Annotated in this window: 8 protein-coding genes; all 8 read left to right on the top strand. The window is 52.4% G+C overall.

What is annotated here, in order from left to right; translation table 11 throughout:
• The first annotated feature begins 244 nt into the window (after positions 1-244).
• The 8 genes from liaF to ACFQ2I_RS19670 all read left to right on the top strand — a co-directional run bounded on the left by liaF (position 245) and on the right by ACFQ2I_RS19670 (position 8,623).
• Positions 245-1,273, top strand: coding sequence for a cell wall-active antibiotics response protein LiaF (liaF, locus tag ACFQ2I_RS19705; protein ID WP_377567286.1), 1,029 nt, complete (start codon positions 245-247; stop codon positions 1,271-1,273).
• 7 nt (positions 1,274-1,280) lie between these two features.
• On the top strand, positions 1,281-2,315 hold the full coding sequence (locus ACFQ2I_RS19700) for a sensor histidine kinase (RefSeq protein WP_377567285.1): 1,035 nt from the start codon (positions 1,281-1,283) through the stop codon (positions 2,313-2,315).
• Positions 2,312-2,977: a response regulator gene (locus ACFQ2I_RS19695; RefSeq protein ID WP_377567283.1), complete on the top strand. Its 666-nt coding sequence runs from the start codon at positions 2,312-2,314 to the stop codon at positions 2,975-2,977. Before ACFQ2I_RS19700 ends, ACFQ2I_RS19695 begins: the two co-directional genes overlap by 4 nt.
• Positions 2,978-3,046: 69 nt before the next feature.
• Positions 3,047-3,460: a YugN family protein gene (locus ACFQ2I_RS19690; protein WP_377567281.1), complete on the top strand. Its 414-nt coding sequence runs from the start codon at positions 3,047-3,049 to the stop codon at positions 3,458-3,460.
• 192 nt (positions 3,461-3,652) lie between these two features.
• Positions 3,653-5,290 (top strand): S1C family serine protease, encoded by a 1,638-nt coding sequence (locus tag ACFQ2I_RS19685; protein ID WP_377567279.1) that lies wholly within the window; start codon positions 3,653-3,655, stop codon positions 5,288-5,290.
• Positions 5,291-5,411: 121 nt separating this feature from the next.
• On the top strand, positions 5,412-6,104 hold the full coding sequence (locus ACFQ2I_RS19680; RefSeq protein WP_377567277.1) for a response regulator transcription factor: 693 nt from the start codon (positions 5,412-5,414) through the stop codon (positions 6,102-6,104).
• Positions 6,105-6,110: 6 nt separating this feature from the next.
• Positions 6,111-7,625, top strand: coding sequence for a sensor histidine kinase (locus ACFQ2I_RS19675; protein ID WP_377567275.1), 1,515 nt, complete (start codon positions 6,111-6,113; stop codon positions 7,623-7,625).
• Between the two features lie 50 nt (positions 7,626-7,675).
• Positions 7,676-8,623, top strand: coding sequence for a 4-hydroxy-3-methylbut-2-enyl diphosphate reductase (locus tag ACFQ2I_RS19670; protein WP_377567273.1), 948 nt, complete (start codon positions 7,676-7,678; stop codon positions 8,621-8,623).
• The last annotated feature ends 804 nt before the right edge of the window (positions 8,624-9,427 follow it).

Raw genomic sequence — 9,427 nt, 5'->3', positions numbered from 1 at the left:
TTGCTCATGATGTAATCCCCTCCATTGCTTGTTCCAGTATACAAAAAGGTACCCACAGTCCGCACACCTTTTTTCAAAGTGTCCAGTCTATGGGTACCAGTGTACCCTGATGGTTTCTCTTTTTTTTCCTGTAACCTCCGTCTGCAGACCGAGTCCGATTTCAATCGGCCGTCCCTTTATTCCCTATACGGGATTAGCTATACTGAGTTTATACTAATTGCAGTTGCACAAGGAGCTGTTTGAAATGAAGGGGAATTTTTCGAGCCGATTGTTCACGGGATTAATTATTATTGCCGTCGGCATCGTGTTCTTGCTGCGGGAGCTCGGTATAATCGATATCGGTATCAGATCGCTGTTCGCTACCTATTGGCCCTGTATTCTGATCGCATTAGGCCTGCAGCAGCTGCTGTCGGGGCGTTCTTCGGGCGATTCGGGCCGCTGGTGGGGAGGCATCATGATATTCATCGGTGTCGTCTTCCTCAGCAATAATCTGAATTGGCCATGGTCGATCGGTGACTTGATTCCTTATCTCATTCCAGTGGCAATCATTATCGTCGGCATGAGAATTATATTGCGTCCGGGGAGCAAGCCCCAGTCGCCGCCGGAGCACGATTGGAAGTCCTATCGCAATCCTTATGAGGAGCGTGACGATGTGCCTCCCGCTCCGCCCCTTCATCCCGATCCCACCGGTGTAACGGGCGACTTGGATGAGGAGAACAGGGCTGGTGCGAACCAAGGCATCGGGGGAAATCCCCAGCAGAATGATCACGTGTTTGATGATTACGAGAAGGCACAGCGCAAGAAGAGAAGGAAGCGCAAGTCGCATGAATATGACTGTGATGACGGATACGACGATGATGATTATGTGGAATGGTGGAGCGGAGACGGCAGCAAGGTGCAGAATCGGTCCGGTTTTATCGGAGATATCCATATGGGACACGACCACTGGGAGCTTAAGCCGCTGAATATCTCTCATTTCATCGGCGATACGGTGCTTGACTTGACGCGAGCACAAATTCCTTACGGAGAAACGAAGGTGACGATTTCTTCCTTTATCGGCGATGTAAAGGTGTACTTGCCTAATGATTACGAAGTGGGCATTCAGGTCGTGTCCAGTGCGTTCCTTGGCGATGTGAAGGTGCTTGGCAGAAGGGAAGGCGGCATATTCACAAGCAGCAATATCAAGTCACCGCGTTATGAAGAGGTGCCGAAAAAAATCAAGCTGGTCGTCAGTACGTTTCTGGGCGATTCGCGCGTCTCGAAGGTAGGGTGACGAACATATGATGGTTCGATTTCTGCGAAGCGGCAAGTGGGAACTGATCGGCATATTCGTGCTTGCCTCCTTCGTATCGCTCTTGTTGACGTTCGTCCTGTGGCAGATGTTGGCCCCCGGTTCTTCCCTGCTGGAGCTGAAGCTGTGGTCGGCTGTCGTCATCGTGGTCGTCAGCGGAGCGTTCGGTTATTGGGCGGCACAGCGCTTCGATCAGCGAGTGGATACGCTTCACTTGTCCTTGAAGCAGGCGGTGAACGGCAACTATCAGGTTCGCATTACGGAGAAGGGCCATAATTCCTTCGTTCCGGTCTACCGGGAATTCAATGAATTGGCGAAGGGTATGGAGGCGAAGATGAAGCTGCTACAGCGGCTGGGTGAAGAGAAGATCATGCAGGAGGCCGCATCCAACGAAGCGGCCGTGCTGGAGGAGAGGAAGCGATTGGCGCGCGATCTTCACGATACAGTGAGTCAGCAATTATTCGCCATTCATATGTGTGCATCGTCGCTTCCCAAGCTGCAAGAGCTTGATGAAGAACGGGCCGCTTCGGTGATGAAGCAGCTGATCGACATGTCCAATACGGCTCAGAAGCAGATGCGCAACTTCATCGCGCAACTGCGCCCGATGGAGCTGGAAGGGAAATCGCTCAAGGAAGCGCTGGACAAGTGGTTCCCGGATTACTGCCAGCAGAACGGGCTGCAGAGCAGACTGGATTGGCGGCTGGTGGAGCCGCTTAGTGAAGCGAAGGAGCACCAGTTGTTCCTCATTATGCAGGAAGCAATGGCCAATGTGGTGAAGCATGCCAAGGCGGATGGCTGTACGCTTACATTGGCGGAGACGGAACGGCAGGTTGTCATGACGCTGGTAGACGATGGAGCGGGCTTCAAGGCGGATGCGGTCGGACGGGGGTCATACGGCTTGTCTACGATGCAAGAGCGTGCGCAGAAGCTTGGGGGAACAGCTGAAATCGTGAGCAAGCTGGGAAGCGGGACGAGAGTGAAGGTAAACATACCGAAAATATACCGGGGAGAGCAAATAGGATGAGTATAGCAGACTTGACGAGAGTAATGATCGTAGACGACCACGATATGGTGCGCATCGGTCTGCGCACTTATTTGATGCTGGAGCCGAAGATCGAGATTATTGGCGAAGCGGGTAACGGGGAAGAATTGCTTGCCTGGCTAGGGTCCAGAGACAAGAAGGAGCATCCGCAAGTCATTCTGATGGATCTGATGATGCCCGTGAAGGACGGCATTGCGACAACGAAGGATGTTGCGGAGATGTATCCCGACATTAAAGTAGTCATGTTGACCAGCTTCCTGGAGGATGAGAAGGTATATGCGGCGATTGAAGCCGGAGCGGTCAGTTACGTGCTGAAGACGGTATCCGCAGACGAACTGATCTATGCCATTCAAGGAGCTGTGAAGGGGATGCCGGTCATGACGGCGGACGTCTCGCAAGCATTGACGAGAGGGCTGCGGCAGCGCAGTGCGCAGACAGGCAACGAGGATCTTACGGAGCGGGAGAAGGAAGTGCTGCTGCTCATTGCCGACGGCCTGTCCAACAAGGAGATTGCGGAGCAATTGCATATCAGCATCAAAACCGTCAAGACACATGTCAGCAATCTGCTGATGAAGTGTGAGATGGAGGACCGTACTCAGCTTGCTGTGCTGGCACATCGGAAAGGCTGGGCGAATCGGTCATAAGTTAGAGGTGCGATGGACACACTATCTGCCAAGAGCAACGCGTTCATTGCGAATGGAGGAGAACGAGCTGTGATACCATTATCCTCGGTATTGGAAGGGCAAGAGCATAAGCTGACGGAGCTACAGGTGAAGCTGGAGAAGGATCGGTTTTCGCTTGGCGGCAATTGGGATTACGACAAGGGAAGCTTTGATCGGGCTTTGGATGAGGAGAATAAAGTGTGGCTGCGCATTCCGTTCCAGGTGACGGACGGCAGTGTGGACAGCGAACTGTCGGAGAACAACGCCAGAGTCGTGATTGGGCGGCCATACATTTTGAAGCACATTTACAATGAAGGCAACGACCCGGAAGCTTCGGCAAGAGTCGTCGGCGCCATGTTCGACCAATTCCAGTCTCCGATTGATCCCGACGCTCACGTGGAGCCACATTGGATTGCGCGCGGGCGTGAAGTGCTGCAAGCGATCGAGCCTGTCATATCCCGATAACAAGCCGTTCAGACAAGAGCGCGCGAAAGAGTCGCAAGAAGGTCTTGCGGCTCTTTCGCATGGTCTAAAAAGTTATGTAGTTTTCAGTTCTTTTTAAGTTTGTTTTAAGGTAGATTGTGCAAGATAGAACTATACCAAATAACACGATTTGATAGGAGATTATTTTATCTTTCATGATTGGAGGAAAAGAAAATGAGCGATCAAAACAACAACAAACCATATGACGACTTCTTCTCGGCGAACAACGCAAATCAATCCGATCAGCAACGGGAGGAAAAGAACGACAACTCAACGGGCCAAGATGCGGAGAGCAAGCCTTCCTATTATTATTCCTATGGGCCGATGTCGGGCGAACAGTCTTCCGGACAGCAAGGAACGTATCCCCATACGCAAGCAAGACCTTATTCGCATCGGCAGCCGCAGGAGCAGCCGCAGTCACTGCCGTACGCACAGTCTGTCGAGCAGCATGCGCAGCATTCGGGGGCCGCGCCTTATATGCAGCAAGGAGAGCAGCGGCAGCTCAGGCCGTTCCAGCCGGGAGGCGCTTCTGGCAAGGGCGGTTGGCAAGGGAAGAAGGAGAAGCGGGGGTCTTCCTTCAAATCCATGTTCCTATCCTTCCTGGCTGGCGTACTGGTCGTTGGCGGACTGATGTATACGGCAGATGTTCAGAATTGGTTCAGTCCGGATGCTAATGCTTCGCTTGTGGAGACACAAGGATCCGGCTCCGGATCCGGCACGGAAGCTCCTCCGTCGTCCAATGGAGGCACGACGACAGCGGTAGCCGGCATACAAGATCGTCCCGACAATATATCGGAGCTATTCAAGTCGGCAAGCCCGGCAGTGGTGAAGATAGAGACGTATACGAAAATGCAAAATAGAAGCAACGGCAGAAGCCTGTTCGACGATCCGTTCTTCCGCCAGTTCTTCGGAGACGGCGGCGCGCAGCAGGAGCAGCAGCCTGAGAATGACGGCGGAGGGATGGTGCAGAGCGGCATCGGCACGGGATTCTTCTTCGATGAGGAAGGTTACATCTTGACGAACCAGCACGTGGTCGGCACGGCTGACCAGATTAAAGTGACCGTACAAGGCTACGAGGAGCCGTTCATTGCGGAACCGCTGGGCATGAGCTACGAGCTTGATCTTGCCGTGCTAAAGGTGAAGGGCGGAGAGAAATTCCCTACTTTGTCGCTCGGTGATTCCGATCATATTAATATCGGCGATTGGGTCGTTGCCATCGGCAATCCGCACGGCTTCGACCATACGATTACTGTCGGCGTGCTGAGCGCGAAGGAGCGGCCGATCGACATTCCGGATCAGCAAGGCGACCGTCATTACAAGCATTTGCTGCAGACGGACGCATCCATTAATCCGGGCAATTCCGGCGGACCGTTGCTGAACATGAACGGTGAGGTTGTCGGTATTAATACAGCGGTTAGCGCCCAGGCGCAAGGCATCGGATTCGCGATACCGACAAGCACTGTGCAAGCGGTATTAGAGGATTTGAAGAACAACAAGGAACCTGCAGTGCCGTTCATTGGAGCCGATCTGGCGGAAGTAACCGAGGAGATCGCCCAGCAGCTTGAATTGGATAAAGCAGAAGGATCTCTCGTAGTAGGCGTGTATCTCAAGACGCCAGCTTACTTCGCAGGATTGAAGCAGTACGATGTGATTGTCGGCATTAACGGGGAGAGCTACCCCAAGAGGGATGATCTGATCGATGCTATACAGACCAAGGAAGTCGGCGAGACGATTACGATGAACATTATCCGTCATGGTGAGAAGATGGATATTCAGCTAGAGGTTGGCGACAAGAAGAAGTTTGGACAATAGTATGCCGCTTCATGGAAGGTGGAAGAGAAACGCAGGGGTTCGCTCTGCGTTTTTCTTTTTGAACGGCTTACCTATATCCGGTACAATAAATGGTGGATGATGTCGAGGGAGGGAATGAGTGATGAGATCGCATATCGTTGTCATCGACGATGACGAGCGCATTACGTCTATGCTGCGACGCAGTCTGGCGTTCGAAGGGTACGAGGTGACGACCGCCTCGAATGGAGCAGAAGGCTTGAAGCTGCTGTTGGGCATAGAGCCGGACTTGATCATACTGGACGTGATGATGCCTCAGGTGGACGGCTGGGAAGTGTGCCGCCGTATCCGGGAGGCCGGCAGCACGGTGCCGATACTGATGCTGACGGCTAAGGATGAGGTAGCGGACCGTGTGAAGGGACTGGATACAGGAGCGGACGATTATGTTGTCAAGCCATTCGCCTTGGAAGAGCTGCTGGCGAGGGCGCGAGCGCTGCTGCGCCGCAATTCAGACAAGATGGAGAGCAGCCACAGCAAGCTGCAATTCGAAGATTTGACGCTGGACATGGATGCCAGGGAAGCGATGCGCGGCGGACGCAGAATCGAGCTGACCTCCAAGGAATACGATCTGCTGCTGCTGTTCATGCAGAATCCGCGCAGAGTGCTGACTCGTGACGCTATTATGGAGAAAATATGGGGCTACGACTTCAGCGGAGAGTCCAATGTGCTGGAGGTATATATCGCCATGCTCCGTCAGAAGCTGGAAGAGGGCGGACTAGGCCGCATTATCTCTACGGTGCGCGGTACCGGCTATGTGCTGCGCGGGGGGGCGGGGTGATCAGGCATGTCCATCCGACTAAGACTGACATTATGGTATTCTGGATTGTTGGCGGCGACATTGCTCGCTTTCGGGATTGCGGTGTACGGCTTTATCCATTGGAATACGTATTCCGATCTGAAGGAACAGATTAAGGCGCAAAGTGAGAAGCTGGGCATTACGGCGAGTTATAATATATTTGATATGAGGAACATTGAGCTGGACTTGCGAACCCGGATCGAAAACAAGGATATGTATGTACAGCTTGTCAGCTACGAGACGGGGATTGTGAAGGTGTCCAGCAATATGCAGAACAATGTGATTCCTTATCCTAAACGTCCTAATGTGAATACGACCCCTGTCTATACCGAAATACCTGTTATGTTCGAAGGTTCAAAGTACAAAATGATCACGTATCAGACACCGGTCATGATCGACAATCGGCTGGTAGGTCTGCTTCAGGTAGGGGCGATACCTTACAACGAAGAAAAAATATTAACAGGCTTGCGCAATACGCTTGTATTCTCATCGCTACTAGTCATTATCATCGCCTTTACAGTCGGCATGCTCATTGCAAGGCAGGCGCTGCGCCCCATCGGACGCGTCATTCATGCGACGCAGCAGATTGAGAAGGGGACGGATCTGAGCGTGCGCATCCCTTCCGAGGGACCTCGCGACGAGATCGGGACGCTGGTCAATACGCTCAATTCCATGCTGGGACGCCTGGAGAAAGCCTATAACGAGCTGGATGAAGCCTATATGGCGCAGCGCCGATTCGTCTCCGACGCTTCTCATGAGCTCCGTACACCGCTTACGACGATTCGCGGCAATATCGATCTGCTGGAGAAGATGTGGGGGCAAGCGGGCAGTAGGAGGGGAGAAGGAGCTGAGACGAGCGTTATGGCGCTCTCGAATGAGTATTTGACCATTTCGAATGAAGCGATGAGCGATATATCTGCTGAAGCGAAGCGGATGAGTACGCTCGTAGGGGATTTGCTGGCGCTGGCAAGGGCGGATGCGGGGTATGTGATGGAGAAGGAGCAAGTGCTTCTGCTGCCGCTGACGGAAGAAGTTGTCAGGCGCGCAGGATTGCTGCCTCGCCAGGCGGAGTGGAAGGTCGGCGATCTGTCGCAGTTGGAAAGTGTTCAAGTATACGGCAATCACGAGTATTTGCAGCAGCTGCTATTCATTTTCATCGAGAATGGATTCAAATATACGCCAAGCGGTTATGTGGAGTTAAGCGCCGTTAAGAAGGATCGGCATATCGGCTGGATGATTAGGGATACGGGGATCGGCATGAACAGTGATGAAATTCCTCATATATTCGATCGGTTCTATCGTGCGGATGAATCCCGCGGGATTACGTCCGGCACGGGACTGGGCTTGTCCATTGCCAAGTGGATTCTTGACGAGCACGGCGGATCGGTTGAAGTCGTTACCAGAGAGGACGAGGGCTCTACCTTTACCATCTGGTTGCCTATTGACTTTCCGGAGCGGAACGATTCGTCTATAATAGAGGGGACGGACTCCATCGAGAGCTGATTTTTTTGTACGCTCTTGAAGAGAGATTCGACAGAAAGCAGGTGCATTGGATGGAAATCGTGAAAATATCGCCGAGAGGCTACTGTTACGGCGTCGTCGATGCGATGGTGTTGGCATTGCAGACGGCCAAAGATCTGGAGCTGCCAAGGCCCATCTATATACTTGGCATGATTGTTCATAATGCGCATGTGACGGAAGCGTTCGAGAAGGAAGGCGTTATTACGCTGGACGGCGCGAATCGGTTGGAAATACTGGAGAACATTCAAGAAGGAACCGTGATTTTCACCGCTCATGGCGTCTCGCCGGAAGTGCGCAGGCGCGCCAAGGAGAAAGGTCTTGCTGTCGTAGACGCCACTTGTCCGGACGTGACGAAGACACACGATCTTATTCGCGAGAAGACGGCGGACGGCTATCAGATTATTTATATCGGGAAGAAGGGGCATCCGGAGCCGGAAGGCGCAATCGGGGTAGCGCCGGAATCTGTCCATTTGATCGAGAAGGAAGAGGAGATCGCCGCCTTGCAAGTGCCGGACGGTCCGATAATCATTACGAATCAGACGACGATGTCGCAATGGGATATCCGTCATATTATGGAGAAGCTGCAGGAGAAGTATCCGCACGCCGAAGTGCACAACGAGATATGCCTTGCGACGCAGGTGCGGCAAGAAGCGGTAGCGGATCAGGCGGGCACGGCTCAGTTATGCCTCGTCGTCGGCGACCCTCGCAGCAACAACTCTAATCGTCTTGCTCAAGTATCGGAGCAGATTGCCGGCGTGAAAGCCTACCGTATTGCGGATGTGTCCGAGATTAAGCAGGAGTGGCTGGAGGGCGTCGAACGTGTAGCGATTACCTCTGGAGCGTCTACGCCGACGGCTCTGACGAAGGAAGTTATTCATTATATTGAGCAGTACGATCATAATGACCCTGGCACATGGGAGATCAAGCGTACAGTCAATATGGAGAAGCTGCTCCCGAAAGTTCGCGCCAAGGCGAACTGACGGTTAACGATGCGTGGCGGAGGGAACGAGACACGGTTCCTTTCGTCACTTTTTTTGCATTAATTATTGGCGCTCCAGTGTATATGAGGCATGCACAAGCGTAGTCGGAATGTGTTCTTTTGATGTTCCAGTGTATGAGGCATGCACAAGCGTAGTCGGATTGCGTCATTTGATGCTCCAGTGTATGCGGCATACGCAAGCAGAGGCGGAGTGAGTTTTTTTGAAGCTCCAATGTATGCGGCATACGCAAGCGTAGGCGGAGTGAGTTTTTTTGATGCTCTAGTGTATGCGGCATACGCAAGCGTAGGCGGAGTGAGTTTTTTTGATGCTCCAATGTATGCGGCATACGCAAGCAGAGGCGGAGTGAGTTTTTTTGATGCTCCAATGTATGCGGCATACGCAAGCAGAGGCGAAGTCAGTTTTTTGATGTTCCAATGTATGTGGCATACGCAAGCAGAGGCGGAGTGAGTTTTTTTGATGTTCCAATGTATGCGGCATACGCAAGCAGAGGCGGAGTGAGTTTTTTTGATGTTCCAATGTATGCGGCATACGCAAGCAGAGGCGGAGTGAGTTTTTTTGATGCTCTAGTGTATGCGGCATACGCAAGCGTAGTCGGATTGCGTCTATTTGATGCTCCAATGTATGTGGCATACGCAAGCAGAGGCGGAGTGAGTTTTTTTGATGCTCCAATGTATGTGGCATCAGTAGCGTTGCATAAAAACTAACACAATAATTAATCTGAATTGTCAGAAAATAATTTCCCGTGGACAATGGCCAAAAACGTTAGGGGTCTTCATGTCAGAT

The organism is Paenibacillus chungangensis, from assembly GCF_042675905.1.
Classification (GTDB): Bacteria; Bacillota; Bacilli; order Paenibacillales; family Paenibacillaceae; genus Pristimantibacillus; species Pristimantibacillus chungangensis.
This window is presented reverse-complemented; position numbering and strand designations above follow the sequence as displayed.